A 23,758-nucleotide genomic window follows, 5' to 3' on the forward strand; every position below is an offset into this window, starting at 1 on the left:
CCTAGAAGCTGTCCGGCGGCACACAGAGGACGGGGACCTGGGACAGGTGCAGCAGCTTGTGGGGCGTCGAGCCGAGGAGCGCGCCGCGCATCGGGCTCTCGCCCCAGCTGCCGACCACGATGACCCGGGCGGCGTGCCGGTGCGCGGCGTCGATCAGGGCCTCCGACGGCTTCTTGTCGATCACCTCGACGACGGTCGGTACGCCCACCCGCTCGGCCTCCGTGACCGCGTGCCGCAGTCCGGTGCGGCCGGCTTCCCGGACGGCCTGGACATGGGTGCGGTACTCCTCGCCCGAGGGGCCCGGGACCGCCACCCCGTAGACCAGGACGAGCGTCTCGTCGAAGGCGTTCGCCAGCTCCACGGCGATGCGCAGCGCCCGGGCGGCGCCGGGGGATTCGTCGTATCCGAGCACGACCGACATCTCAGGTCCCTCCGCCGGAGCCGGAACCGGTAGCCGAGCCGGAGCCGGTGCCCGAGCCGGAGTCGTGGCCGTGGTTGTGGCCGTGGCCGTGGACCAGGTCGGGGTCGGCCACGCCCGGGCGCTCGCTCCAGAACGCCGGTGCCCACAGTCGCCGCACGATCATCAGGACCACGCCGGTGAGGGCGATGCCGATGCCGATGACGAGGGGCGGCCCGAGGCCGAACCACGAGGTCCCGCTGTACGAGTTCTCCGGGTCGGACATGTCCGAGACCGACCGCACCAGGAGCCAGGTCAGCAGTCCGGCGCCGACCAGCGGCCCGAGGCCGATCAGCAGGAAGTTGTGGACGCTCTCGAAGAGATGGCGGCGGTAGTACACCACGCAGGCCAGGCCCGTGAGGGCGTAGTAGAAGGAGATCAGCAGCGAGAGCGCGGTCAGCGAGTCGTAGAGGGCGTTGCTGCTGATCTGGTTCACCACGAGGTACCAGCCGATGGCGATGGCGGCGACCCACCAGGTGCTGACGTCCGGGGTGCGGAAGCGCGGGCTGATGTGGGCGTAGTGCGCGGGCAGCGCCCGGCGGCGGGCCATGGACAGCGCGGTGCGCGAGGCAGGGATGATCGTGGTCTGGGTGGAGGCGATGGCCGACGTGGAGACGGCGAGCAGCAGGATCCAGTCCCAGCCGCCCAGGACGTCCCCGGCGAGCTGGGCGAAGATGAACTCCTCCTCGTCGGCGTTCTCGGCGAGGAACACCGGTCCCGCGTAGGCGACGACCGCGAAGCCGACGGACACGTAGGTGACGAGCAGGATGACGGTCGACCAGAGTCCCGCCTTGCCGGGGGCGCTCGCGGAGTCCCTGACCTCCTCGGTGAGGTTGACCGCCGACTCCCAGCCCCAGTAGATGAAGACGCCGAGCAGCAGCCCGCCGGTCAGCGCGGCGCCGCCGGCGCCGAAGGGGTTGAGCCAGCTCCAGGAGGGCTCGGCCGAGTCGTAGACGCTGGTGTCGGCGTAGACCGCGTACAGGGCCACGGCGACGAAGATCAGCAGACAGGCGACCTGCGCCAGGATGAGGACGTTCTGCACCTTGGCCGAGAGCTCGGTGCCGATGACGCACACGGCCGTCATCACCAGGATGAGGACCACGGTGAGCAGCTGGCGTACGAAGGTGTTGTCCACCCAGCTGTCGAGCCCGACGGCGAGCAGGCCGAAGGACACGGCCACGTCGGCGAGCGAGCCGACGACGAGGACACCCGTCATCGCGATGGCCCAGCCGCCGAGCCAGCCGGCCCAGGGTCCCATGGCGCGGGTGACCCACGAGAAGGTCGTGCCGCAGTCCTGGTCGACCTTGTTGAGGTAGTAGAACGCGGAGGCGATCAGCAGCATCGGTACGAAGGACGCGAACATCACGCCGGGCGCGTAGATCCCGACCAGGGCGACGACGGGGCCGATCACGGCCGCGAGGGAGTAGGCGGGGGACGTGGAGTTGAGGCCGATGACGAGGGCGTCGACGAAGCCGATGGCGTTCGCCTTCAGCCCTGCGGGGCGTTCGGCGGGCCCGGCGCCCTTGGCGGCGGCATCTTCGGTGGCCATGGTCCCTCCGCCCCGGTCGTGCACGGTCAGAACAGGGAGACTGCGACTGCTGCATTCATCGTAAGGAGGCCCGGTCCGTGTCGCATGTGCGGTGAGCCACCCGGGCGACCGGGGCGCCCGCGCCGCCGGTCACTGTTCGCGCATGCCCCAGGGTGTGCCGTACTCCGTGAGCAGGTCCAGGAAGGGGGCCGGGGGAAAGGCCTCGGGGCCGAGGACGCCGCGGCCGTGCCAGGCCCCGGCCGCGAGGAGTTCCAGGGCGGCCACGGGGTTGACGGCGGTCTGCCACACGACGGCCTGGGAGCCGTACGCGCGCATCGACCACTGGTTGTCGACCACGTGGTAGAGGTACACCTCCCGGGGCCGCCCGTCCTTGGTGCCCTTGACCCAGGTGCCGGCGCAGGTCTTGCCGTGCATGCGGTCGCCGAGGCCCGCGGGGTCGGGCAGGCACGCGGCGACGACGTCGCGCGGGGAGACGCGGACCTCGCCTCCGTCGGCGCCGCGCACGGTGACCGGATCCGTGCGGTCGAGCCCCACCTTGTGGAGGGTGCGCAGGACGCCGATGAACTCCTCGCCGAGCCCGTACTTGAAGGTGACGCGGCGGGTGCTGACCCAGCGGGGGACGAGGAGGACCTCCTCGTGTTCGACGTTCACGCACTCCACGGGGCCGATGCCCTCGGGGAAGTCGAAGACCTCCGGCTCGCTGAAGGGTTCGGTGGTGAACCAGCCGCGCCCCTCCTCGTAGACCACCGGAGGGTTCAGGCACTCCTCGATGGTCGTCCAGATGCTGAAGGACGGGGCGAAGTCGTAGCCGTCGACGACGAGGTTCGCGCCGTCACGGACGCCGATCTCCTCGATCTCGTCGAAGAGCGTGTCGGCGGCGTGGCGGGCGAATACGTCCGCGAGGCCCGGCTCGACGCCCATGCCCACCAGGGCGAGCCGGTCGGCCGCCTCCCACTCGGCGGCCCGGTCGAACTGCGCGTCACCGAGCTTGACCCCGCACTCCTCGTACGGACGCGTGGGGTGCGGCCGGGACAGGGACATCGCCATGTCGAGGTAGTGGGCGCGTCCGGCGAGGGCGGCCTCGAAGAGCGGCAGGACGAAACGGGGGTCGGTGGCGTTCAGGAGGACGTCGCAGCGGTGCTCGGCGAGGGCGGCCCGTACGGCCGCCCGGTCCGAGGCGTCGAGCCGGAGCGCGGTGAACCGGCGCTCGTCCGGGCCCAGGGCGGTGACGGCCGCCTCGGCGCGTGCGAGGTCGTAGTCGGCGACGACGACGTGCTCGAAGAACGAACGACGGGCCGCGATCCGGGTGATCGCCGTACCCACGCCTCCCGCCCCGACCATGAGGACGCGCATGACACCGCACTCCTTGCGTCGACCGGTGCGGTGCCGCTCCCGTCGGTACGAGGAAGCCGCCCCGCCTCCCTCCCGATGATGCCGCCTCTCCCCCGGTTCAGCGCGGGGTGCCGACGGGCTTCTTGGGCTCGACGGGCCGGTCGAAGTGGGCGGTGACCGCGCAGGAGGCGAGCAACAGGCCTGCCACGACCAGGAGGATGGCGCCGATCAGCAGGGAGCAGCCGAGGGTGAGGAGCCGGGCTCGCCGGTCGGGGGCGGTGGTCATGGCCGGAACCTAGCAGTCGGTAATCCGTTCGCGTGGGGTGTTCGAACCTGCCTACGCTCGGCCCCATGACCATGGTCGCGATCCTCAGCGGAGCCGGTGTTTCCACGGACTCGGGCATCCCCGACTACCGGGGCCCCGACGGGGTGTGGACCCGTGACCCGGAGGCCGAGAAGCTCGCCACGTACGAGCACTACACGGCCGACGCCGATGTCCGCAGGCGCGCATGGCGGACGCGGCTCGACGGCCCCGTGCTGCGCGCCGAGCCGAACGCGGCGCACCGGGCGGTCGCCGACTTCGAGCGGACCGGGCACCCGGTGCGGGTGATCACGCAGAACGTCGACGGGCTGCACCAGCTCGCCGGTCTGTCGGCGCGCAAGGTCCTCGAACTCCACGGCTCCGCACGGTCGGTGGTCTGCACGTCCTGCCACGCCCGCTCCTCGATGGAGGAGGCGCTCGACCGGGTGCGGGCCGGTGAGGACGACCCGAGGTGCTCACGGTGCGGCGGGATCCTGAAGTCGGCGACGGTGATGTTCGGACAGCGGCTCGATCCGGTGGTGCTCGGCCAGGCCATGTCGATCGCCAAGGCGGCCGAGGTGTTCCTCGCGGTCGGCACGTCTCTCCAGGTGCAGCCGGCCGCCTCGCTCGCGGGGATCGCCGCCGAGCACGGGGCCCGGCTGATCATCGTGAACGCCCAGCCCACCCCGTACGACGAACTCGCCGACGAGATCGTGCGCGAGCCGATCGGCACCGCGCTCCCCGCGCTCCTGGCGCGGCTGCGCTGAGGCGTCCTCTCCGGCGGACGCCTAGAAGAGCGCCGCCTCCGCCCCGGCGGCTCCCGACTCGAAGGCCAGCAGTCGGCGCTTGCGGTCGAGGCCGCCGCCGTAGCCGGTCAGGGAGCCGCTCGCGCCGACGACACGGTGGCACGGAACGACGATGCTGACCGGGTTCTTGCCGTTGGCGAGGCCGACGGCGCGCGAGGCCCCGGGGTTGCCCAGCTCCTCGGCCAACTCGCCGTAGCTGCGCGTCTCGCCGTACGGGATCCGGCACAGCAGCTCCCAGACCCGGAGCTGGAACGGGGTGCCGATCAGCTTCAACGGCAGCTCGAACGCGGTGAGTTCACCGGCGAAGTACGCATCGAGCTGGCGGGTCGTCTCGCCGAAGGGGCGCGGGTCGGGTGCGCCGAAGGTCTCCTCGGCGGGGCGGTGGCGCTGGCCGGTCATGTGGATGCGGCTCAGGACGCCGTCGACGGCGACCAGGGTCAGCGCGTCGTACGGGCTGTCGATGACGGTGTGCCGGACGTCGGGCATGGCGGGTCGGCTTCCTTCGGGTCGGCCTGGGTGCGGGGCTCAGGCGGGGAGGTGGTTGATCGGGTGGCTGTCCGTGGCCCAGAGGTACTGGACGGCGTACGCGCGCCAGGGCCGCCACCGCGCGGCGCGGGCGGTGAGCGCGGCGGGCGTGGACGGCAGGCCGAGGCCCTCGGCGGCGCGGCGCACGCCCAGGTCGCCCGGGAGGAAGGCGTCGGGGTCGCCGAGCGCCCGCATGGCGATGACCTCCGTGGTCCAGGGGCCGAAGCCGGGCAGGGCGTGGAGCCGGGCGCGCGCCTCGTCCCAGTCGGTCCCCGGGCCGAGGCTCAGGGAGCCGTCGGCGAGGGCACCGACGAGGGTGAGCAGGGTCGTGCGGCGGCTGCGGGGCAGCGCGAGGGACTCGGGGTCGAGCCCGGCGAGCGCCTCGGGGGTCGGGAAGAGGTGGGTGAGGCCGCCCTCGGGGTCGTCGACGGGGACGCCGTGCGCGGCGACCAGCCGGGCGGCGTGGGTGCGGGCGGCCGCCGTGGAGACCTGTTGGCCGAGCACGGCCCGGACGGCGAACTCGGCCGCGTCCACGGTCCTCGGCACGCGCCGCCCGGGTGCCCGCTCGACCAGCGGGGCGAGCAGCGGGTCGTCGCGCAGCTGCTCGTCGACGGCGACCGGATCGGCGTCGAGGTCGAGCAGCCGGCGGCAGCGGCTGATGGCGAGGGTGAGGTCGCGGGGGTCGGTGAGGGAGAGCCGGCAGGCGATGTGGTCGGGCCGGGGGGCGAGGGAGACGATGCCGTGCCCGTGCGGCAGGGTCAGGGTCCGCCGGTAGGCGCCGTCCCGCCACTCCTCCACGCCGGGGACGGCGGTCGCGGCGAGATGGCCGAAGAGGTTGGACGGGTCGAGCGGGGCGCGGTACGGCAGCCGGAGCGCGATCACACCCGGGGTGCTCGGTGTGTCCGCGGTGACGGGTGACCGGGCCGCGCGGGCGCGCAGCTCGCCCGGAGTGAGCGCGAAGACCTCGCGCACGGTGTCGTTGAAGGTACGGATCGAGGCGAACCCGGCCGCGAAGGCGATCTCGGCCATCGGCAGGGGCGTCGTCTCGATGAGCAGCCGCGCGGTCCTGGCACGCTGGGCGCGGGCCAGGGCCAGCGGCCCCGCACCGAGTTCGGCGAGGAGCTGGCGTTCGATCTGGCGGGTGGAGTAGCCGAGCCGGGCGGCGAGCCCGGGCACGCCCTCGCGGTCGACGATGCCGTCCTGGATCAGCCGCATGGCGCGGGCGACGGCGTCGGCGCGGACGTTCCATTCGGGGGAACCGGGGCTCGTGTCCGGCCGGCAGCGCTTGCAGGCACGGAACCCGGCGCGCTGGCAGGACGCGGCGCTCGGGTGGAACACCATGTTCTCGGTCTTCGGTGGGACGACCGGGCAGCTGGGGCGGCAGTAGATCCGGGTGGTCAGCACGGCGGTGAAGAACACGCCGTCGAAGCGGGCGTCCTTCGACCGGACGGCCCGCACGCAGCGCTCGGTGTCGGTGTACATGGCTCCATCGTCGGGGACCGTGGAGACGTGCGCTGGCGAGAAAACGACATGGACCTTCCCGGAGCGGGGCCGACTCGGAGCCCGGGGGCGGCCCTCGGGACGCCCCCGGGGTCCCGCGTGCGGCCCGGTCCGTGTCGATATCCCGCCGGGAGGGGAGCAGCATGGAAGGAGTGGATCCCCGAGGCCGCCGGCGGGCCGAGGAACCGAGGAAGTGGACGGGTGACTGCAGAATCCCTGACGACAGCCGAATCAGCGAGAAGCACCCCATGAGCGGACGGCTCGGCCAACGGCCCAAGGGGTGGGGGCTGCGCAGCGTCGCAGGGCAGGTGTTCGCCCTCCAGGCGGTCATCGTCGTGGTGCTGGTCACCGTGGGCGCGCTGGCCCTGATCTTCCAGGCCAGGTACAACACGGAGTCCGACGCGCGCAATCGCTCCCTCGCTGCCGCGGAGGCCTTCGCGCACGCTCCCGGCCTGCTGGACGCGCTCCGGTCCCCGGACCCGACCGCCGAGCTCCAGCTGCGGGCCGAGGCCGCCCGGACGGCCGCGGGCCTCGACTTCCTCGCCGTGATGACCCCGGACGGGATCCGCTACACCGACTCCCGGCCGGAGCTGATCGGGCAGCGGACCACCGGCGACATCGCGCGCGCCCGGGCGGGCGAATCGTTCACGGAGATCTTCTACGGTGAGCCGTCGGACGCGGTCCGGGCCGTGGTCCCGGTGCGCACGGACGACGGCGACGTCGTGGGTCTGGTCAGCACGGGCATCGAGGTCGAGAACGTCGGCAACGTCGTCGAGGGCCAGTTGCCGCTGCTTCTCGGCACCGCCGCGGGCGCCCTGCTGCTCGCGGTGGGCGGAGCGGCGCTGGTGAGCCGGCGGCTGCGCCGGCAGACGCACGGGCTCGGGCCGGTCGAGATGACCCGGATCAACGAGCACCACGAGGCGGTCCTGCACGCGGTGCGCGAGGGGGTGCTCATCATCGACGCGGACCGGCGGCTGCTGCTGGCCAACGACGAGGCCAGACGCCTGCTCGACCTGGGGCCCGACGCCGAGCAGCGGCATGTCACCGAGCTGGGTCTCGACCCCCGTACCGCCTCGCTGCTCTCCGCGGACCGGGTGGTCAACGACGAGGTGCACCTGGCCGGGGACCGGCTGCTGGCCGTCAACGTACGGCCCACCAAGCCGTACAAGGGCCGTCCCACCGGCACCGTGATGACGCTGCGGGACTCGACCGAGCTGTCCACCGTCTCCGGGCGCGCCGAGGTGGCCAGAGGGCGGCTGCAGCTGCTGTACGAGGCGGGGGTGCGGATCGGCACGACCCTGGACGTGGTGCGTACCGCCGAGGAGCTGGCGGAGGTGGCGGTGCCGCGCTTCGCCGACTTCGTCACGGTGGAGCTGCCCGAATCGGTGCTGCGGGGCGAGGAGCCGTCGCGCGCCCTCAGCGAGATGCGGCGGACCGCGCTGCGGGGTGTCCAGGAGGAGCATCCGTTCCAGCCGGTGGGCGACCGGATCCGGTGCGTGGTGCCGACGACCCCGATGGCGCAGGCGCTCGACAGCGGTCGCGCCGTCCTGGTGGCCGAGCTGGCCACGGCCGACGGCTGGCGGGCCCAGGACCCGGAGGGCGCCTCGGGGGCCCTGGAGTACGGGCTGCACTCGCTCGTCGCGGTGCCCGTCGTCGCCCGGGGCGTGGTCCTCGGGATGGCGAACTTCTGGCGCTCCGAGACCGAGGAGCCGTTCGGGGACGAGGACCTGAACTTCGCCGAGGAGCTGACGGCGCGGGCGGCGGTCTCCATCGACAACGCCCGCCGCTTCACCCGTGAGCACGAGATGGCGGTGACGCTGCAGCGCAGCCTGCTCCCCCGGATCCTCCCCGATCTGTCGGCGGTGGACGTGGCGTACCGCTATCTGCCGGCCAAGGCGGGCGTCGGCGGCGACTGGTTCGACGTGATCCCGCTGCCGGGGGCCCGGGTGGCGCTCGTCGTCGGCGACGTGGTCGGGCACGGGGTGCACGCGGCGGCCACCATGGGCAGGCTGCGGACGGCGGTCCTCAACTTCTCCACCCTCGACCTGCCGCCGGACGAGCTGCTCGGCCACCTCGACGAGCTGATCGACCGGATCGACCGGGTCCCGTCGGAGGGCGGCCCCGACGGTACGACCACGGCCGAGGGCGGTGCGGGCGAGGAGCACGGCGAGGGGCAGGAGCGAATCACCGGCGCCACCTGCCTGTACGTCATCTACGACCCCGCCGACGGCCGCTGCACCATGGCCAGGGCCGGGCATCCCGGGCCCGCCCTGGTCCATGCGGACGGCCGGGTCGAGTACCCGGAGGTGCCCGCGGGGCTGCCGCTCGGCGTGGGCGGGATGCCGTTCGAGACCACCGAGCTGTATCTGCCGGAGGGCAGCCGTCTGGTGCTGTACACCGACGGCCTCCTGGAGGCCCGCGACCGGGACTTCGACACCGGTCTCGGGCTCCTGGGCGAGGCGCTGGCCACCACCGGCCGCAGCCCCGACCAGGCCTGCACGGACATCCTGGCGGCGCTGCTCGTGCCCGCCCCGGACGACGACATCGCGCTGCTCGTCGCCGACACCCGGCGCCTCGAGGCCGAGCGGATCGCGGAGTGGGACGTGCCGGCCGACCCGGCGAACGTCTCCCGGGTCCGCAACGAGGGCGCGGCGCGGCTCGCCGACTGGGGTCTCGACGAGGTCGCGTTCACGGCCGAGCTGATCCTCAGCGAGCTGATCACCAACGCCATCCGGTACGGTGCCGAGCCGATCCGCGTCCGGCTGCTGCGCGACCGTCGGCTGATCTGCGAGATCTCCGACGGCAGCAGCACGGCTCCGCACCTGCGGTACGCGGCGACGACCGACGAGGGCGGGCGCGGGCTCTTCCTCGTGGCGCAGTTCGCCGAGCGGTGGGGCACCCGCTACACCGAACGGGGCAAGGTCATCTGGGCCGAACTGCCGCTGACCACGGCCGACTCGGAGCTGCCGCCGATGCCGGTGCCCGACCTCGACGCGCTGGAGGACCTCGCCTGGTGAACCGGCACGGGCGGGCCGGCCTCGGCGCAGGCAGGGCTCAGCCCAGGGAGCGCTCAGCGCAGGCAGGACTGAGAGCAGGGAGGGCTCAGCGCAGGGAGGTACGGGCCAGCAGGACCGCCACGTCGTCCCCGGGCGCGCAGGGCAGGAGCTGGTCGAGGATGGTCTGGCAGACCTGGCTGAGCGGTCGTTCGAGGTCCACCAGGGCATCGGCGAGCCGGTCCATGCCCTCGTCGAGGTCGCGGTCCCGGGCTTCGATGAGGCCGTCGGTGTACAGCACCAGGAGGCTGCCGGGGGGCAGCAGGACCTCCTCGGTGGCGAAGGCCTGCCCACCGGTGCCGAGCGGGGTTCCCGGCGGCCCCTCCAGGAAGGTGATCGCCCCGTCGGCGGTGGCCACGGCGGGTGGCGGGTGTCCGGCGCGGGCGAGGACGACACTGCCGGTGGCCGGGTCGTGCACGGCGTAGACGCAGGTCGCCATCTCGTCCTCGCCCAGGTCGGCGACGACGGCGTCGAGGGAGTGCAGCAGCTCGGCCGGGGGCACGCCGTGCCGGGCGAGGGTCCGCACCGCCGTACGGAGCTGGCCCATGACGGCGGCGGCGTGGATGCCGTGGCCCATGACGTCGCCGATGACGAGCCCGGTCCTGCCCTCGGGCAGGACGATGACGTCGAACCAGTCGCCACCGACGTCGTGGTCGCTCGCGGGCAGGTAGCGGCCGGTCAGCTCCAGGCCCTCGGCCTTCGGCAGGCCGCTGTTGGTGAGGCTGCGCTGGAGGGTGAGGGCGGCCTCGCGCTGGGTGGTGTACATGCGGGCGTTGTCGATGTTCAGGGCGGCGCGGGCGACGAGTTCGTCGATGAGCACGAAGTCCTGCTCGTCGAAGGGTTCGCGGTCGGAGAGCCGGGTCACGGAGACGGTGCCGAGCACCTTGCCGCGGGCGACCAGCGGGACGATCCGCGCGCAGCCGATACTGGCCTCGAAGTAGGCGCGCAGGGGTTCGGTGCGCGGGTCGGGGAAGAGCGCCGGCAGGTCGGAGTGGTAGAGGTTCATCGGCCGGGCGTCGGTGATGACCTGCTCGTACGGCGTACCCAGCGGGATCTGGAAGGTCTGTCCCGGGACGAGCACCGCGGTGGGGGCGGTCGGGTCGGGGAAGGTGGCCGCGAGGCGGCGCAGCAGCCCCTGGGTGGAGGCACCGACGTCGTCGGGTTCGAGCACGGATTCGAGCAGCTGGACGTCGGCCGAGTCGGCGAGCTGCGGGACGAAGAGCTGGACGATCTCCTCGGCGGTCTGGTGCAGGTCGAGGGTGGTGCCGATGCTCTTGCCCGCCTCGGCGAGCAGGGCGAAGCGCCGGTTGGCCCGCTCGGCCTCGACGAGCGCCCGCTGGCCCTCGGTGATGTCGATGAGCGAGGCGATCAGGCCGAGCCCGCGGCCCGAGCCGTCGACGAGCGGGGCGTAGGAGCAGGACCAGGTGCGGTCGTGCTCGGGGTCGGCGGGGGTGCGGCCGGTGCGGCGTACGTCGACGACGGCCCGGCCGCTGTCCAGGACCTGCCGCATGGTGGCTTCCAGGGCGACGGCGTTGACGCCCGGCACGACCTCGGTGAGCCGTTTTCCCAGGTGCTCGGCGGGTGAGACGCCGTTCATCCGCGCCAGCGCGTCGTTGACACGGATGAACCGCAGGTCGGTGCCGAGGGTGGCGAGGCCGATCGGCGACTGGGTGAAGAGGCTCTGGAGCGCGGCGAGCGAGTCCCGCATGCGCAGGACCTCGGAGGTCTCGACCGCGATGAGCATGGCTCCCGGCCGCCCCTGGGGGTCGACCTCGGGGACGATCCACATCTCCATGGTCACTTCGTGACCGTCCCTGTGCCGTACGGGCAGGGTGCCGACGACGGTCTCACCGGCCTGGACGCGCAGGGTCAGCTGGTCGGCGAGCTCCTGGTTGGCCTCGGGCACCAGGATGGGCGCGGCGGGGCGGCCGATCACGTCCTCGGGGCGGTATCCGAGCAGGTCCTGGGCGGCCAGCGACCACTCGACGACGCACCCGTCCGCGTCCTCGCGCCAGAGGGCGATCGGGAGGACCTCCCGCAGGACACCGGCGTAGCCGATGGCCGCCGGCGGTCGCTCCGGCGTCTGGCTCGCCGACTCAGAAGTGTCCAACGGTTCGACCTAACCCCGGGGGGTGTCTTCCTACTCGATCACCCTATCCGAGCCCTCGTCACGGAGCCTTGCGGTACGGCTGAGGGAGTGGTCGGGCACCGGGGACGTACGGCCGGGTGCCGCGGGCGTACGGCCGTCGGCGGCGCCGGGTGCCGGGGGCGTGCGGCCGGGGCAGCGACCGGCCGCCGGGGGTTCCGCCGTCACCGACCCGCCGGTAACTTGGCGCCGCCCACTCCCCCACCCTCCTGGCAGGTACGAGATGCAGCACTTGTTACGTGTGGTCCGAGGCGCCCTGCTCACGGGCGCCCTGCTGGCCCCGGCGGTCGTGCCGGGCGCCGCCGCGGCGCAGCCCGGCCCGGCCTCCGAGACCCCCTCCACGGCAGCGGCCACGGCCGCCGTCGACTGGACGCCGCCGCTGTCCACGCGCGGCCGGTACATCGTCGACGCCGACGGCGACCGCTTCCGGCTCCGCTCCGCGAACTGGGACGGCGCCCAGGGCTCGTGGAACGGCTCGGGCGACCTCGCCGACCCCGCCAACCACCACGCCGGGCAGAACGCCCACGGCATCCCGATCGGCCTGGACCGCGTCCCGCTGCCCACCCTCCTCGCGGACTTCCGCGCCCTCGGGCTCAACAGCATCCGGCTGCCGTTCTCCAACGAGATGCTGCGCGCCACCGCTCCCGTGCCGGACGCGGCCGTCGCCGCCAACCCGCAGCTGCGCGGCAAGAACCCGCTCCAGGTCTTCGACGCCGTCGTCGCCGCCCTCACCGACGGCGGGTTCGCCGTCGTGCTCAACAACCACACCGTGACGACCCGCTGGTGCTGCGGCGTGGACGGCAACGAGCGCTGGAACAGCAGCGGGCAGTCCACGGCCCGGTGGGCCGACGACTGGGTCTTCATGGCGAAGCGCTACCGCGCCAACCCGCGCGTGGTCGGCGCCGACCTCTACAACGAGGTCCGGCGCGACGTCTGGGACGACCCCAACTGGGGCCTCGGCGACAACCACGACTGGCACGCCGCCGCGCAGGAGGCCGGCGACCGCATCCTCGCCGAGGCCAACCCGGACCTGCTCATCGTCGTCGAGGGCATCAACTGGCAGGGCATCCCGGTGGACGGCTTCCCGCACGGCCGCCCCACCCTCGCCCCGGTCCGTACCCTCTCGCACACCCTCGCGGTCTCCGGCAAGCTGGTCTACTCGGCCCACTTCTACGGCTACACGGGCCCGAACCACAGCGGCGCCACCGGCCTGGGCGAGACCACCGACCCCCGCTACCAGGACCTCACCCGCGAGCAGCTCCGCCAGGTCGTCCACGACCAGGCGCTGTACGTCTCGGCCGAGACCGGCCGGCACTTCACCGCCCCCGTCTGGGTCAGCGAGTTCGGCATCGGCGCCGACGAGCGCGTCGACAGGCCGCGCGCCTGGTTCGGGAACCTGACCGAGCTGCTGCGGGACGCCGACGTGGACTACGCCTACTGGCCCCTGGTCGGCTGGCGCACCAGCGCCGGCGGGGGCGACAGCTGGGCGCTGCTGCGGTACGACTCCGAGGGCCGGCGGACGGGCGTCCTGGACGCGGACGACTGGCGCGCCCCCGCCTGGACCGCCCTGACGCAGGCGCCCGGCCGCACGGGGCCGGTGCCCGTCTCGACCGCCTGGTACCAGCTGACGACCGACCACCGCGACCACAACGCCTCGCTGCGGGTGCGGGCGGCGGGCGACTGGGACAGCGGCGCCCGCAAGGCCGTCTGCCCCGACGGGTCCCGGCTCGCCGGGCTCAGCCACACGGGCGGCCGTGGCCTCTGCGTGAGTGCGGGACCGCGGGCCGGCTCCGGCGGCCACACGGTCGTCCGGGACGAGTCGCACGTCCCCGCGGGCGGGGACTGGGCCTCGGGCTACACCAAGTACCAGTGCCCGGCCGGGCAGTTCCTCATCGGGTACAGCCTCAGGGACGCGCGGGTCTCCGCCGCCCTGTGCGCCCCGGCGGGCACGGCGCTCCCGGCGGGCGCGGGCCGCACGCTGTGGTTCGACCGAGGCGACAACCGCCCGGCCGGGAACCCCGGGGGCGAGTACGCGCAGGGCCACTACAAGGGGCAGTGCGCGCCCGGCGAGTACGCGGCCGGGATCGCCTTCACCACCCGGTTCGGGGCCCGGCCGTCACCGGCCGCGCTGCTGTGCCGCCCGGAGGCGTAGGCCTGGGGAGTCTCAGTCCAGCGCGGCGGCGACGGACTGCGCCAGGAACGGGATCCGGTGCGCGCAGACCCCCGCGATGTTGATGCGGCCGGCGTCCGTCCCGTAGACGCCGGACCGCTCGCGCATCCGGCGCATCTGCTCCGGCGTCAGCGGCAGCATGGAGAACATGCCCTTCTGGCGCCGGAGCGAGGCCGCCACGTCCGGGCGGCCGAGGGCGTCCAGGTGCGCGACGAGGTCCGCCCGGTTGGCGGCGATCCGGCCGCGCATGGCGTCGAGTTCCGACCGCCAGGTGTCCCGGAGCCCGGCGTCCTCCAGGACGGTGGCGACGACGGCGGCGCCGTGGTCGGGCGGCATCGAGTACAGGACGCGGGCGGCGTTCTGCAGGGCGGTCTCGACGTGCCGCAGGGTCCGCCGGGACGGGCCGAGGACGATGGCGCAGCCGGTGCGGTCGCTGTAGAGGCCGAAGTTCTTGGAGCAGCTGACGGCGATCAGCACCTCGGGCAGCCGGTCGGCCAGCATGCGGGTGGCCCACAGGTCGGCGTCGAGGCCGTCGCCCAGGCCGTGGTAGGCGAGGTCGACGAAGGGGACCCAGCCGTTCGCCCCGGCGAGCGCGGCGAGCGCCTCCCAGGTCTCCGCGTCGGGGTCGGTGCCCGTGGGGTTGTGGCAGCAGCCCTGGAGCAGGACCACGTCGCCCCGGCGCGCGGCGCGCAGATCCTCGAGCAGGCCGTCGCCGTACCGGTAGGTGCGGACCGTGAGCCCGGCGCCTTCGAGGATGGGGCGGTGGTTGACGTACGCCGGGTCGCTGATCCAGACCGTGGTGCCGGGGCGGGTCTGGCGGACGAGATCGGCGAGGAGCCGCAGGGCCCCGGTGCCGGCCACGGTCTGGACGGCCGTCGCGCGGGCGGTCCGCTCCTCGGTGCCCAGGACCATGGAGGCCATGGACCGGTTGAAGGCGGTGTTGCCGGAGAGGCCCCGGTACTCCTTGGAGAAGGCCCGGTCGGCCAGGCGTATCTCGGCCTCCTTGACGGCGGCCATGACCGGGGTGGCCCCGGTGTGGTCGCGGTAGACGCCGAGGACGAGGTCGAGGCGCTCGGGGCGCGGGTCGGCGGCGAACTCGGCCGACAGGTCCCACAGCGGGTCGACGGGCGGGGCGGCGAGCAGCTCAAGCATGGGCGGAGACCTTGCTTCGGGGGCGCCGGTTGGCGAGCGCGACGCCGAGGGTGATGAGGGGGACGCCGACGAGCACGGACAGGGTGGGCGACTCGTCGAGGAGCGGGACGGCGAGCAGGACGACGACGACCGGGCTGAGGCTGCCGACGACGGAGCTGCGCTCGGGGCCGAGACGGCGGATGGCGAAGGCGTACAGCAGGCCGGCGCAGAGCCCGACGCCCAGTCCCTGGACGACGAGGAAGAGCGCGATGTCACCTGCGGCGGCGTGGGCGAGTCCGGTGGGCAGGACGCCGGTCAGGGCGAGCAGGGCGACGACGGCGAAGGACGGCAGGCAGAGCAGGCCGATGGAGCCGATCGGGTCGAGGTCGACCTCGCGCAGGCCCACGGTGTACAGGGCCCAGAGGCCGCTGGCGAGCAGCAACGTTCCGGCACCGAGCAGGACGTCCGCGTCCAGGGCGGCGGTGTACCGCCAGACCAGGGCGGCGACGCCGGCGACGATCAGGGCGAGGCCGGCCGCCTGGGTACCGCGCGGGGCGCTCTTCCCGCCCGCGACCATGAGCGCGGAGACGAAGAGCGGGACCATGCCGGGGACGATGGCGCCGACGAAGGCGGCCGAGGTCAGCGAGCCGCCGTACATGGCGGCGAGGAAGAAGGGGACGCCCGCGCCGCAGACGATCTTGGCGGCGGTGGCGGGCCGTACCGCGAGGAGCCGCCGTCGGCGCCGCCACAGGGCGGGGGCCAGGACCACCAGCGGCACCCCGAAGCGGAGCAGGGCCGCGTCGGCGGGCAGCAGGGTGGAGGCGCCGAGCGCGCGGGCGCTGAGCGCGAAGGCGGCCCAGATGGCGACGGTGAGGAACAGGGCGACGAGGCCCACGGCCTGCGGCGAGAGCGCGCCGCCGCCGGTCCGGTCGTCGGCGCGAGGCGCCTGCCGCAGCGGCGGTGCTCCCGCCGTCCGTATACCCCCCACGAGGAGCCTCCCGCTCGAATCCACTGCTTTCGAGCAACGGTAGGGCTTGCGGCGGGGCAGCCGATTGCCAGTTCTGCCCTCCAGACCTACCGTGGGGGCAGAATCTGCCAAGGATCGGTCGGTAGCAGCGAGGAGTGGGCTTGGACGCCGTGGACTTCCAGATCATCCGCGAGCTGCAGGCGGACGGGCGCCTGTCCAACCAGGACCTCGCCGACCGGATCCGACTCTCTCCCTCCCCCTGTCTGCGCCGGGTGCGCCGGCTGGAGGAGGCGGGCCTGATCCGCGGCTACACGGCGGTGGTGGACCAGGTCGGCTTCGGACTGCCGATCACCGTCTTCGTACGGATCCGGCTCGAACGCCACACGCGCGAGATCGTCGACGTCTTCGAGGACCACGTCGGCCGGATCGAGCACATCCAGGACTGCTATCTGATGGCGGGCAGCAGCGACTATCTGCTCAGGGTCGTGATCGAGAACCTGGAGGCGTACGAATCCCTGGTACGGCACCGGATCCACGCGATCCCGGGCATCGCCTCGATCGAGTCCAGCTTCGCCTACGGCAGCGTGAAGCAGTCCAAGGTCTACCCGCGCCCGGCCTGAGCCGGGCGCGGTCGGGGACGGTCCGCGGCGGGGAGGGTCAGAGGCCGAACTCCTGCGGGGAGACCCCGAGCGCCGCGCACGCCTCGCGCAGCACCTGCTCCTCGGCCGGGGCGACGTACCCGTCGGCGCCGGCGACGACGAAGCCGGTCTGCACGACCGCCTTGGCCTCCACGGGCTTCTTGGCCGCCTTCGCGATCTCCTGCAGCGCCTCCGCCTTGCCCTGCTGGAAGTTGTACGTCAGCTGGTCGACGTGCTTGTTGAACCGCTGCCGCAGCTGGTCCGGCGGGAAGTTGCGCAGGACGTCGTTCTGCAGGATCAGCGACTCCACGTGCTGCCGCTCGGCCGGGTCGACGGACCCGTCGGCGGCCGCGACCAGCGCGCACATGGCCATGCTGGCGTCCCGGTACGCACCGCTCTTGAGTTCCGTCTTCAGGGAGGCCAGCTGGGTCTTGAGCACGCCCACGAGCTGGGCCTTGGACCCCCCGCCGGCGGCCCCGCCCGGCCGGGCCTGGGCGCCGGAGCCGGCGCCGCGCGCTCCCTGCGCCTGCTGCTGCAGCCCCTTGGCCTGGTCCTTGATCCGGTCCCACATCGCCATCCGTGCCACCTCGCGTACGCGTTCGCTGCTCCGCGCGAGTACCGCGCGTCCCCCTGAGAACTCCCCCGGGCCCCGCCGAGTTCCCCGCAGCGGGCCGGGGCGGCCCGGACCTCGCATCGCTTGTGCGTCGTACCGCCCTAGACTGGGCGCATGGGAGACGGCACGACCGGCATCACGACAGGGGCCGTCGCGCGGCGCCTGGGCGTCTCCCCGACCACGCTCCGGTCCTGGGACCAGCGGTACGGCATCGGTCCCGCCGCGCGCGAGAACGGCCGGCACCGGCGCTGGACACCGGCCGACGTGGCCGTGCTGGAGGCGATGTGCCGCCTCACCACGTCCGGGGTACCCCCCGCGGAGGCCGCCCGGCTGGCCCGGACGGGCACCGGCTCCCCTGCGGCCGAGCCCGCCGCGACGACACCGGCGCCCACCCGGGCCCCGGGGTCCGGCAACGGGCTGCCGCTGGCCGACGTGCGCCAGGAGTTCCGGGGCCTGGCCCGGGCCGCGGTGCGTCTCGACAGCCCGGCCATGGACACGCTGCTGCGCGGCCTGCTGGCCACGCACGGGCTCGTCACCTCCTGGGAGGAGGTCATGGGGCCCACGCTGCACGCGGTCGGCCGCAAGTGGGAGTCGTCGGGCGACCGGTACGTCGAGGTCGAGCACCTGCTGTCCTGGCACATCTCCACGGCCCTGCGCCGGACGGCGGACACCGCGCCTCCGCACCGCGCCGACGCCCCACCGGTCCTGCTGGCGTGCGTCCCCGGCGAACAGCACACCCTCCCCCTGGAGGCCCTGACGGCGGGTCTGACCGAACGGGCCCTGCCCACCCGGATGTTCGGCGCCTCCGTGCCCGCCGAGGCGCTCGGCTCTGCCGTCGGACGGCTCGGCCCGCTGGCCGTGGTCCTCTGGTCCCAGTCCCGCTCCACCGCCGCGCACGCCCTGGCCCGGCACGTCGCGGACACCTCGTTCGGGGTCAGAGGCGCCCGGACGCGCCCGCTGGTGCTCCTCGCCGGTCCCGGCTGGGCGGGCAGGGCGCCCGCGCCGGGCATGCTCCGCCCGACCGGCCTGCGCGAGGCGCTCGACGTCCTCACCCACCGCTACACGGACCTGCCGCTCCTCCCCGACCGGCCGTGACGCACGCGTCGTTCGTGCGTCGCTCGAGGACGCCACGGGAGCGCTACCTCCGCCGTGCGACGGCCTCCCCGGCGGCCTTCGCGTCGGCCCGCTCGGCGCCGTCCTCGGCCGCACGGGCGATCCTGCGGGCCATGCCGCCGAACACGACCGCGTGGAACGGGGCGACGCTCCACCAGTAGAGCTGCCCGGCGAGACCCCGCGGATGGAAGAGGGCGCGCTGCCGGTACCGGGACCGGCCGTCGCCGTCCCGCTCCGCGTACATCTCCAGCCAGGCCTTGCCCGGCAACCGCATCTCCGCCCGGAGTCTGAGCATGCTTCCCCGCTCGATCTCCTCCACGCGCCAGAAGTCCAGGGCGTCCCCGACGCGCAGCGAGGCGGCGTCGCGCCGACCGCGGCGCAGCCCGGCCCCGCCGACGAAGCGGTCGAGCCAGCCGCGTACGGCCCAGCCGAGCGGGAAGGAGTACCAGCCGTTCTGGCCGCCGATCCCCTCGATGACCCGCCACAGCGCCTCGGGGCGGGCCTCGACCTCCCGTTCCCGTTCGTCGGTGTACAGGCTGCCGCCCGCCCAGTCGGGGTCCGTGGGCAGCGGGTCGCTGGGGGCGCCCGGCAGCGCGGCCGAGGACCAGCGGGTGACGACCTGGGCGTCGCGCACCCGCTGGAGGGCGAGGGCCAGTGCGCGGTCGAAGGGCAGGGGCGTGCCCGGCGGGTCGGGGACGTGGCGGGCGATGTCGTGCTCGGCGCACACGACCTCGTACTTGAGCGATTCGGCGAGGGGGCGGGCGAGCGCGGCGGGTACCGGGGTGACGAGCCCGATCCAGTGGCTGGACAGCCGGGGGGTCAGCATGGGCACGGGCAGGATCAGCCGGCGGGGCAGCCGCGCGACCTGGGCGTACCGCTCCATCATCTGCCGGTAGGTGAGGACGTCGGGACCGCCGATGTCGAAGGCGCGGTTGACGTCGGCCGGCATCAGGGCGCTGCCGACGAGGTAGCGCAGGACGTCCCGGACGGCGATGGGCTGGACCCGGGTGCTGACCCAGCTGGGGGTCACCATGACGGGGAGGCGTTCGGTGAGGTAGCGCAGCATCTCGAAGGAGGCGGAGCCGGAACCCACGACGACGGCCGCCCGCAGGACGGTCGTCGGCACCCCGGACGCGAGCAGGATCCTGCCGACCTCGGCCCGGGAGCGCAGGTGGGGGGACAGCTCGTCGACCGGGATTCCGGCGGGGGTGAGGCCCCCGAGGTACACGATCCTGCGGACCCCGGCGGCCCGGGCCTCGGTCGCGAAGGTACGGGCGGCGAGGCGGTCCGTCTCCTCGAAGTCCCGCCCGGAGGTCATCGAGTGCACGAGGTAGTAGGCGACGTCCACGTCGCGCAGCGCGGGCCGCAGGCTGTCGGCGTCCCTGACGTCGCCCCGCACCACGTCGACGCGGTCCGCCCACGGGTGGTCGCGGAGGTGGGCGGGGGTGCGGGCCAGACAGCGGACGGTGTGCCCCGCGTCGAGCAGTTCGGGCACGAGCCGGCCGCCGATGTAGCCACCGGCGCCGGTGACCAGGCACTTCATGGGCGGCCACCCCTTTCCGTCGGGTCCGGGACCGTCATGTCCCGGACGGAACGCCACACAGAGTTCGCCCGGAGCCGCCTCGCCGGATGCGCGGCCGTCGCATCCGCGCGGCGGGCGGGGCGGTCAGCGGGTCTGGATCGCGAACTCCCGGTACGCCGTCTCGTCGAAGAGGACGAACCTGACCTCCTCGACGGAGGTCTCCGTGCTCCGTACCGTCTCGACCGCGATGCGGGCGCCGTCGTCCAGGGGCCAGCCGTAGATCCCGGTCGAGATCGCCGGGAAGGCGACGGTGCGCGCGCCGAGTTCGTCCGCCACGCGGAGCGACTCGCGGTAGCAGGAGGCGAGCTGCTCCGAGCGGTCCTCGTCGCGGGACCAGACGGGGCCGACGGTGTGGATCACCCACCGCGCGTCGAGCCGGCCCGCCGTGGTGGCGACGGCCTGGCCGGTGCGGAGGCCCTTGCCGTAGTCGCCCGCCCGGAGGGCGCGGCACTCCGCCAGGATCTCGGGGCCGCCCTTGCGGTGGATCGCGCCGTCGACGCCGCCTCCGCCGAGGAGGGAGGAGTTCGCGGCGTTCACGATGGCGTCCGCGTGCTGCGCGGTGATGTCCCCGAGGACGAGGGCGATGGCCGGGCCTGTGGTCATACGACCATCATCACCCGGCGCCGCGTCATCGCCCTGTCGCCCGGAGCCTGCGCCAGACCGCCTTCGCCGCGTTGTGCCCGGACATGCCGTGCACGCCAGGACCGGGCGGGGTCGCCGAGGAGCAGAGGAACACGGCCGGGTGGGGGGTCGCGTACGGGAAGAGCGACAGCTTGGGGCGCAGCAGCAGCTGCAGTCCGCGCGCCGCGCCGCAGGCGATGTCGCCGCCCACGTAGTTGGCGTTGCGGACGGCGAGCTCCGCCGGGCCCGCCGTGGCGCGGGCCAGGACGCGGTCGCGGAAGCCGGGCGCGAAGCGCTCGATCTGGCGCTCGATGGCGTCCGTGAGATCGCCCTCCCAGCCGTTCGGCACATGGCCGTACGCCCAGAAGACGTGCTTGCCCTCGGGGGCGCGGCCGGGGTCGACGAGGCTGGGCTGGGCGGTGATGAGGAACGGCGTCCGGGGCGCCGTGCCGGAGGAGGCCTGGCGCAGCGCGGTGCCGATCTCTCCGCTGGTGGGCCCGATCTGGACGGTCCCGGCCGCACGGGCCTCCTCGGCCGTCCAGGGCACGGGGCCGTCCAGGGCGTAGTCGATCTTGAAGGCGGCGGCGCCGTACCGGTAGTGGTCGTAGTACCCGCCGAAACCGGCGATCCGGGCGAGGGCGGTGGGCGAGGTGTCGAAGACGTACGCGCGGGCCGGCGGCAGGTCGTCGAGCCGCTTGACCTCGTAGTCGGTGTGGACCGCGCCGCCCAGGTCCTTCAGGTACGCGGCGAGGGCGTCCGAGATCGACTGGGAGCCGCCCCGGGGCAGCGGCCAGCCGTGCTCGTGCGCGGCGAGCGCGAAGACGAGCCCGACCGCCGAGGTGGCGAAGCCGTCGAGCGGGGCGATGACATGGCCGACGAGGCCGGAGAAGAGGGCGCGCGCCTTCTCGTCCTGGAAGCGGCGGGTGAGCCAGGTCGAGGGCCGCAGCCCGTCGAGCCCGAACCGGGCGAGGGTGACCGGGTCCCTGGGCAGCGCGGTGAGCGGCAGGGACATGAAGTCCCTTGTCAGGGTGGACCACTTGCCGAGGTACGGGGCGACCAGGCGGCGGTAGGTGCCGGCGTCGCGCGGCCCGAGGGAGGCGGCGGTCTCGGCGACGGAGCGGGAGAGCACGGCGGCGGTGCCGTCGTCCCACGGGTGCGCCATCGGCAGCCGCGCGTGCAGCCACTCCAGGCCGTACCGGTCGAGCGGCATGGTGTTGAAGACGGGCGAGCCGATCCCGAGCGGGTGTACGGCGGAACAGGGGTCGTGGCGGAAGCCGGGGAGGGTCAGCTCCTCCGTGCGCGCACCGCCCCCGACGGTGGGCTTGGCTTCGAACACGGCGACGGAGAAGCCGCGTCGGGCGAGTTCCACCGCGGCGGTCAGTCCGTTGGGTCCCGCCCCCACGACGACGGCATCGAGCATCGACGGCACCTTGGACTCCTTCGTCAGTCAGCCGATGGCCAAGACTCCCAGGATATTCCGGCGCGTCGGCGCGGATCACCGCCCCTGGAGCAGTGTCCGGATCCGCTCGGCGGTGGCCTGGTCGCGCGCCGCGGTGAAGGGCAGCGCGTTGCCACCGGTGATCCGGAACGGCTCGCCCGCGACGGTGGTGTCCGCGCCGCCCGCCTCGGCGACCAGGAGTAGTCCTGCGGCGTGGTCCCAGGCGTACTCCCACGAGAAGGCGGTGGCGTCGAGGTCGCCCCGGGCCACGGCCAGGTACTCGAGTCCGGCGGAGCCGCAGGGACGCGGGCCGACACCCTCGACGCGCAGGCCGAGCAGGGCGGCCTTCTGGTCGTCGGTGGTGTAGTCGGGGTGGGAGGTGGCGACCCGCAGGGCCGCGCCGGCGGCGGGCGAACCGGACCGTATCGGCGCGCCGTTGAGCGTGGCGCCGCGCCCGCGCACGGCGATCGCCATCTCGTCGAGCACCGGGGCGTAGGTCCAGGAGGCGAGCACCTCGCCGCGGACCGCGAGGGCCACGAGCGTGCAGAATCCGGACTCGCCGCGCACGAACTGGCGGGTGCCGTCGACGGGGTCCACGATCCACACCGGGGCGTCGCCCTGGATGGCCTCGTACACCGTCGGGTCGGCGTGGACGGCCTCCTCACCGACGACCACCGAGCCGGGAAGCAGTGCCGTGAGGGACGCGGTGAGGTGGGCCTCCGCGGCCCGGTCGGCGACCGTCACGAGGTCGTGCGGCCCGTTCTTCTGGTCGATCTCGTGCGCGTCCAGCTGCCGGAAGCGCGGCGTGATCTCGGCGGCGGCCGCCTTGCGGACGGCCTCCTCCACCTCGGTCGTACCACCGGCGAGGACGTGCTCGAGGAACTCTTCGGTCATGCGTCCAGTCATGTGTCCAGCTAAGCACGACGGTCTGACACCCGAAGCGCCGCCTTCGTAACCCTCTGTTTCCCCGCGGAGTACCTTTCGGACGGTTTCACCCCTTAGGGTCGGGCCGCATCCGGTCCGGCTCGGGCGGGCGGTGGGCGAACCATTTCCGGTCGTCCTCCAGTTGGGCCGCGAGCGAGACGAGGAGCGGCTCGCTGCCCGCGGGCCCGAGGAGCTGGGCGCCGACGGGAAGGCCCTCGGGGGTGAACCCGGCGGGTACGTTGACGCCCGGCCAGCCGAGGACGTTCCAGGGCCATGCGTACGGGCAGGCGGAGGCCATCGTCAGGTCCGTGCGCCAGGCCGGCATGGCGTCGAAGGTGCCGATACGGGGCGGGGGAACGGCCGTCGTCGGCGCGAGCAGCACGTCGTACGTGTCGAAGAGCGCGCCGACCCTGCGGTGCTGGCGGGACTCGCGGGCGCGGGCCGCGCGCAGGGCCCGGCCGGCGAGCCTGCGACCACTTCCCGCGGCGCTGCGGGTGCGCGGATCGAGCAGTTCCGGCTGAGGGTGCCGGTCGGCGTACTCGGCGATCCCCGCGGTCGCGCGCGGCAGGAAGCTCAGCCCGATGAGCCCGTAGCGGGGGCGCGCCTCCTCGACGGTGTGGCCGAGACCGGTGAGCGCGTCGGCGAGATCGGCGACGGCGCTCCGTACGGCGCGGTCGAGGGGGTTGTACGTGGCGGTGAACGGCGCCCGCCAGGCGAGCGCGATCCGCAGCCGGCCGGGTTCTCTGCGCGCCGCGGCCGAGGCGTCGACGACGGTGGGCTGGAAGCGGGGGGGGGGGGGGGGGCCCCCCCCCCCCGGGGGGGCGCGCGGGGGGGCGGCCCCCGGCGGGGGCGGCGCGGCCGGTGACTTTGTTTGATGGGAGCGGTAGTAGTT

At 73.9% G+C, this 23,758-nt stretch carries 20 protein-coding genes; 5 read left to right on the forward strand and 15 right to left on the reverse strand.

Annotated features, from left to right (window positions below; genetic code table 11):
* Position 1: 1 nt before the first annotated feature.
* The 4 genes from AB0E14_RS01795 to AB0E14_RS01810 all read right to left on the reverse strand — a co-directional run bounded on the left by AB0E14_RS01795 (position 2) and on the right by AB0E14_RS01810 (position 3,624).
* The gene (locus AB0E14_RS01795; protein WP_362410241.1) at positions 2 to 421 is read right to left on the reverse strand and encodes a universal stress protein; all 420 of its coding nucleotides are present in this window, start codon (positions 419 to 421) and stop codon (positions 2 to 4) included.
* A 1-nt stretch (position 422) separates the two neighbouring features.
* Positions 423 to 2,006: an APC family permease gene (locus AB0E14_RS01800; protein WP_362410244.1), complete on the reverse strand. Its 1,584-nt coding sequence runs from the start codon at positions 2,004 to 2,006 to the stop codon at positions 423 to 425.
* Positions 2,007 to 2,135: 129 nt separating this feature from the next.
* Positions 2,136 to 3,359 (reverse strand): saccharopine dehydrogenase C-terminal domain-containing protein, encoded by a 1,224-nt coding sequence (locus tag AB0E14_RS01805; protein WP_362410247.1) that lies wholly within the window; start codon positions 3,357 to 3,359, stop codon positions 2,136 to 2,138.
* A gap of 97 nt (positions 3,360 to 3,456) precedes the next feature.
* Positions 3,457 to 3,624 carry a hypothetical protein gene (locus AB0E14_RS01810; RefSeq protein WP_362410250.1) on the reverse strand — a complete coding sequence of 56 codons (168 nt, stop codon included), beginning with the start codon at positions 3,622 to 3,624 and terminating at the stop codon, positions 3,457 to 3,459.
* 65 nt (positions 3,625 to 3,689) lie between these two features.
* Here AB0E14_RS01810 and AB0E14_RS01815 point away from each other — a divergent pair, with 65 nt between their 5' ends.
* Complete coding sequence (locus AB0E14_RS01815; RefSeq protein WP_362410252.1) at positions 3,690 to 4,406, forward strand: Sir2 family NAD-dependent protein deacetylase; 717 nt, start codon at positions 3,690 to 3,692, stop codon at positions 4,404 to 4,406.
* Positions 4,407 to 4,427: 21 nt separating this feature from the next.
* Here the strand turns inward: AB0E14_RS01815 and AB0E14_RS01820 are convergent, their stop codons facing one another.
* Entirely contained in the window at positions 4,428 to 4,931 is a 504-nt protein-coding gene (locus AB0E14_RS01820) for a methylated-DNA--[protein]-cysteine S-methyltransferase (RefSeq protein WP_362410255.1), read from the reverse strand.
* A 39-nt stretch (positions 4,932 to 4,970) separates the two neighbouring features.
* Positions 4,971 to 6,452 (reverse strand): AlkA N-terminal domain-containing protein, encoded by a 1,482-nt coding sequence (locus tag AB0E14_RS01825; protein ID WP_362410258.1) that lies wholly within the window; start codon positions 6,450 to 6,452, stop codon positions 4,971 to 4,973.
* 266 nt (positions 6,453 to 6,718) lie between these two features.
* Here AB0E14_RS01825 and AB0E14_RS01830 point away from each other — a divergent pair, with 266 nt between their 5' ends.
* A complete protein-coding gene (locus tag AB0E14_RS01830; protein WP_362410261.1) occupies positions 6,719 to 9,487 on the forward strand; it encodes a SpoIIE family protein phosphatase in 2,769 nt (922 codons plus the stop codon).
* 85 nt (positions 9,488 to 9,572) lie between these two features.
* On the opposite strand, the gene AB0E14_RS01835 is transcribed toward AB0E14_RS01830, so the two are convergent.
* Entirely contained in the window at positions 9,573 to 11,633 is a 2,061-nt protein-coding gene (locus AB0E14_RS01835; protein ID WP_362410264.1) for a SpoIIE family protein phosphatase, read from the reverse strand.
* A gap of 259 nt (positions 11,634 to 11,892) precedes the next feature.
* Here AB0E14_RS01835 and AB0E14_RS01840 point away from each other — a divergent pair, with 259 nt between their 5' ends.
* On the forward strand, positions 11,893 to 13,821 hold the full coding sequence (locus AB0E14_RS01840) for a cellulase family glycosylhydrolase (RefSeq protein WP_362410267.1): 1,929 nt from the start codon (positions 11,893 to 11,895) through the stop codon (positions 13,819 to 13,821).
* A 12-nt stretch (positions 13,822 to 13,833) separates the two neighbouring features.
* Here AB0E14_RS01840 and AB0E14_RS01845 read toward each other — a convergent pair whose 3' ends face one another.
* Both AB0E14_RS01845 and AB0E14_RS01850 read right to left on the reverse strand, forming a co-directional pair.
* On the reverse strand, positions 13,834 to 14,991 hold the full coding sequence (locus AB0E14_RS01845; protein WP_362410270.1) for an aromatic amino acid transaminase: 1,158 nt from the start codon (positions 14,989 to 14,991) through the stop codon (positions 13,834 to 13,836).
* Positions 14,984 to 15,958, reverse strand: coding sequence for a DMT family transporter (locus AB0E14_RS01850; RefSeq protein WP_362410273.1), 975 nt, complete (start codon positions 15,956 to 15,958; stop codon positions 14,984 to 14,986). Before AB0E14_RS01850 ends, AB0E14_RS01845 begins: the two co-directional genes overlap by 8 nt.
* Positions 15,959 to 16,092: 134 nt before the next feature.
* Here AB0E14_RS01850 and AB0E14_RS01855 point away from each other — a divergent pair, with 134 nt between their 5' ends.
* Entirely contained in the window at positions 16,093 to 16,557 is a 465-nt protein-coding gene (locus AB0E14_RS01855) for an Lrp/AsnC family transcriptional regulator (protein ID WP_362410276.1), read from the forward strand.
* Positions 16,558 to 16,594: 37 nt separating this feature from the next.
* Here AB0E14_RS01855 and AB0E14_RS01860 read toward each other — a convergent pair whose 3' ends face one another.
* Positions 16,595 to 17,152: a TerB family tellurite resistance protein gene (locus AB0E14_RS01860; protein ID WP_362410279.1), complete on the reverse strand. Its 558-nt coding sequence runs from the start codon at positions 17,150 to 17,152 to the stop codon at positions 16,595 to 16,597.
* A 150-nt stretch (positions 17,153 to 17,302) separates the two neighbouring features.
* On the opposite strand from AB0E14_RS01860, the gene AB0E14_RS01865 reads away from it, so the two are divergent.
* The gene (locus AB0E14_RS01865) at positions 17,303 to 18,283 is read left to right on the forward strand and encodes a MerR family transcriptional regulator (RefSeq protein ID WP_362410282.1); all 981 of its coding nucleotides are present in this window, start codon (positions 17,303 to 17,305) and stop codon (positions 18,281 to 18,283) included.
* A 43-nt stretch (positions 18,284 to 18,326) separates the two neighbouring features.
* Here AB0E14_RS01865 and AB0E14_RS01870 read toward each other — a convergent pair whose 3' ends face one another.
* From AB0E14_RS01870 to AB0E14_RS01890, 5 genes are all read right to left on the reverse strand, one after another.
* On the reverse strand, positions 18,327 to 19,844 hold the full coding sequence (locus AB0E14_RS01870; protein WP_362410285.1) for an SDR family oxidoreductase: 1,518 nt from the start codon (positions 19,842 to 19,844) through the stop codon (positions 18,327 to 18,329).
* 123 nt (positions 19,845 to 19,967) lie between these two features.
* Complete coding sequence (locus AB0E14_RS01875; RefSeq protein WP_362410288.1) at positions 19,968 to 20,486, reverse strand: O-acetyl-ADP-ribose deacetylase; 519 nt, start codon at positions 20,484 to 20,486, stop codon at positions 19,968 to 19,970.
* Between the two features lie 25 nt (positions 20,487 to 20,511).
* Positions 20,512 to 21,924, reverse strand: coding sequence for an NAD(P)/FAD-dependent oxidoreductase (locus tag AB0E14_RS01880; protein WP_362410291.1), 1,413 nt, complete (start codon positions 21,922 to 21,924; stop codon positions 20,512 to 20,514).
* Between the two features lie 75 nt (positions 21,925 to 21,999).
* A complete protein-coding gene (locus AB0E14_RS01885) occupies positions 22,000 to 22,836 on the reverse strand; it encodes an inositol monophosphatase family protein (protein WP_362410357.1) in 837 nt (278 codons plus the stop codon).
* 97 nt (positions 22,837 to 22,933) lie between these two features.
* The coding region (locus tag AB0E14_RS01890) for an amidase family protein (protein ID WP_362410294.1) at positions 22,934 to 23,758 on the reverse strand (825 nt) is incomplete at its 5' end.

Origin of the sequence: Streptomyces sp. NPDC047981, assembly GCF_040653315.1 — a bacterium.
GTDB lineage: Bacteria > Actinomycetota > Actinomycetes > Streptomycetales > Streptomycetaceae > Streptomyces.

Bases quoted from the DNA above. Each gene is read 5' to 3' on its own strand.
- AB0E14_RS01795 (WP_362410241.1), bottom strand. From the start codon at position 421: ATGTCGGTCGTGCTCGGATACGACGAATCCCCCGGCGCCGCCCGGGCG.
- AB0E14_RS01800 (WP_362410244.1), bottom strand. From the start codon at position 2,006: ATGGCCACCGAAGATGCCGCCGCCAAGGGCGCCGGGCCCGCCGAACGC.
- AB0E14_RS01805 (WP_362410247.1), bottom strand. From the start codon at position 3,359: ATGCGCGTCCTCATGGTCGGGGCGGGAGGCGTGGGTACGGCGATCACC.
- AB0E14_RS01810 (WP_362410250.1), bottom strand. From the start codon at position 3,624: ATGACCACCGCCCCCGACCGGCGAGCCCGGCTCCTCACCCTCGGCTGC.
- AB0E14_RS01815 (WP_362410252.1), top strand. From the start codon at position 3,690: ATGACCATGGTCGCGATCCTCAGCGGAGCCGGTGTTTCCACGGACTCG.
- AB0E14_RS01820 (WP_362410255.1), bottom strand. From the start codon at position 4,931: ATGCCCGACGTCCGGCACACCGTCATCGACAGCCCGTACGACGCGCTG.
- AB0E14_RS01825 (WP_362410258.1), bottom strand. From the start codon at position 6,452: ATGTACACCGACACCGAGCGCTGCGTGCGGGCCGTCCGGTCGAAGGAC.
- AB0E14_RS01830 (WP_362410261.1), top strand. From the start codon at position 6,719: ATGAGCGGACGGCTCGGCCAACGGCCCAAGGGGTGGGGGCTGCGCAGC.
- AB0E14_RS01840 (WP_362410267.1), top strand. From the start codon at position 11,893: ATGCAGCACTTGTTACGTGTGGTCCGAGGCGCCCTGCTCACGGGCGCC.
- AB0E14_RS01845 (WP_362410270.1), bottom strand. From the start codon at position 14,991: ATGCTTGAGCTGCTCGCCGCCCCGCCCGTCGACCCGCTGTGGGACCTG.
- AB0E14_RS01860 (WP_362410279.1), bottom strand. From the start codon at position 17,152: ATGGCGATGTGGGACCGGATCAAGGACCAGGCCAAGGGGCTGCAGCAG.
- AB0E14_RS01865 (WP_362410282.1), top strand. From the start codon at position 17,303: ATGGGAGACGGCACGACCGGCATCACGACAGGGGCCGTCGCGCGGCGC.
- AB0E14_RS01870 (WP_362410285.1), bottom strand. From the start codon at position 19,844: ATGAAGTGCCTGGTCACCGGCGCCGGTGGCTACATCGGCGGCCGGCTC.
- AB0E14_RS01875 (WP_362410288.1), bottom strand. From the start codon at position 20,486: ATGACCACAGGCCCGGCCATCGCCCTCGTCCTCGGGGACATCACCGCG.
- AB0E14_RS01880 (WP_362410291.1), bottom strand. From the start codon at position 21,924: ATGCTCGATGCCGTCGTCGTGGGGGCGGGACCCAACGGACTGACCGCC.
- AB0E14_RS01885 (WP_362410357.1), bottom strand. From the start codon at position 22,836: ATGACCGAAGAGTTCCTCGAGCACGTCCTCGCCGGTGGTACGACCGAG.